Origin of the sequence: Anaerotruncus sp. 1XD42-93 (assembly GCF_009917605.1) — a bacterium.
Classification (GTDB): Bacteria; Bacillota; Clostridia; order Oscillospirales; family Ruminococcaceae; genus Anaerotruncus.
The window spans coordinates 1-1942 of sequence record NZ_QZEG01000154.1 but is presented as its reverse complement, the minus strand read 5'-3'; the positions used below and the strand labels follow the sequence as shown (position 1 = coordinate 1942).

2 protein-coding genes are annotated in these 1942 nt (G+C 52.8%); both read right to left on the bottom strand.

The annotated features are described in order from the left end of the window. Positions 1-692, bottom strand: a 692-nt coding sequence (gene istB / locus D5269_RS17605) for an IS21-like element helper ATPase IstB (RefSeq protein WP_120487439.1), incomplete at its 3' end; no start/stop codon positions are given. After that, complete coding sequence (gene istA, locus D5269_RS17600; protein WP_243150881.1) at positions 685-1890, bottom strand: IS21 family transposase; 1206 nt, start codon at positions 1888-1890, stop codon at positions 685-687. The genes istB and istA, both read right to left, overlap by 8 nt. Positions 1891-1942: the final 52 nt, after the last annotated feature.

The window sequence follows — 1942 nt, the reverse complement described above, 5'->3', positions numbered from 1 at the left end:
GTGCAGTGATGCAGGACACGGTCCAGGATGGCGGAGGCGATGGTGACGTCGGCAAAGACCTCGTTCCACTGGGAGAAGGTCTTGTTGGAGGTAAAAACGGTGGACGTTTTCTCATACCGTCTGGCAATGAGCTGGAAGAACAGGTTTGCACCCTGGATGTCCATGGGGAGGTAGCCGATTTCGTCGATGATGAGCATCCTGTACTTGGACAGAACCTTGAGCTTATCCGGCAGACGGTTCTCAAAGTGGGCCTTCTTGAGCTGTTCAATGAGCTGATGGCAGTTGATGTAGTAGGTGGAGAAACGATGCTGTGCTGCCACCAGGCCCAGGGCGGATGCCAGATGGGTCTTGCCCACACCTGGAGGTCCGAGGAACACCACATTCTCCGCATTTTCCAGGAAGCGCATGGTGGCCAGTTCGTCGATTTGGCGCTTGTCGATGGAGGGTTGGAAGGAAAAATCAAAGTCGTCCAGGGTTTTCTTAATGGGGAAGCCAGACATCTGGATCTGCTTCTCATAGGCCCGTCTCCGCTTGGATTTGGCTTCTTCTGAGAAAATGTGATCCAAAACCTCCACAATGTTGAGCTTGTCCGCCACGGCCCGTTCCAGGTAGTTGTCCAGAATCTCCAGGGTGTTTTTCATTTTAAGGGCTTCCAGGTTTTCCCTCAGCCTGTCCATGGTAAATTCAGTCATACAGCACCTCGTCATATCTGGACAAATCGGAGGGTTTCAAGGGAAAATCTATTACTTTACCCTGTTCCAGCAGAACATTTTCTGCATCCATTGTCTGTTTCAGTGTAAGCCTTCTATAATGCTGAGGATTGACAACCATGTCCTTCCTTTGGTGCGATATTCGGTGCAGAGCGATCTGCTTCCCCTCATAGTAGGCTGCTAACATACTGTCGAGGGCCACGACTGCCACATCTTTGCCGACGTACTCTGCGGGCACGGAGTACTGATTTCCGGCATAGGAGATGAGGCAGTCTTTTTGTACCCGCCTGAGGTTGATTCTGTCGATGATGTACTCTCTGGAGAGGGGGCTCAACCCCTCCTTTTTCAGCCGCTCAAAAGGAACCTCGTTCGTGGTGGCATGAACTTTGCCATTGACCTTATTACACCAAGCCAAGGCTTGTCCATTCAAATCTGCCAGGCTGTTGTACTTGATCCCCACCATGAAATTATCTCGCACAAACTGCACCGTCCGCTCCACTTTCCCCTTGGTCTGACCTCGGTACGGCCGGCACAGAATGGGTTTGAATCCGTAGAATCCCGCGAAGTCCTCAAACTGCCGGTTCAGCGTGGAGTCCTCCTGCTTCAGCAGCCGCTTGATGACCACCTGCTTCATGTTGTCGTACAGGATTTCCTCTGGGTATCCGCCAAAGTACCGGAATGCGTTTTGATGGCACCGAATCAGTGTGTTTGTGCTCATATCCGTTACAAATTCGATGTACCGCATCCGCGAATATCCCAGAATCATGAGAAAGCAGTACAGCTTCTTCCACTTCCCGTCCTCGTACACCAGCTGATCCTCGAAGAATCCCCAGTCCATCTGTCCCTGTTTCCCGGGCATCGTCTCAAATCGCACCGTTGCTTTCTCATTCAAGTCCATCTTCCGGCTGCTCACATACGCCTTGACGATGCTGTAGCCTCCGTTGAATCCTATCTCCCGCAGCTTCTCCAGGATCCGCAGCGCCGAGTACGGCGCCTCCTCCAGCCATTCGTCCACGATCTGTTTGTACGGGTCCATCTTCGTGGGCTTCGGTTCGCTCAATGTGTACTCCGGCTTCTGCGGCGATTCCGCGTACCGCTTTGCCGTCCGCGGGTCCATGTGGTACTTCCGGCCCAGCTCCACATAGCTCAGCCCTTTCTGTCTGTCGCTTCGGATATCCATCCACTGTGCTCCTTTCATTTCCTGACTCCCTTTCCGGGCTCTTTTTCGCCCT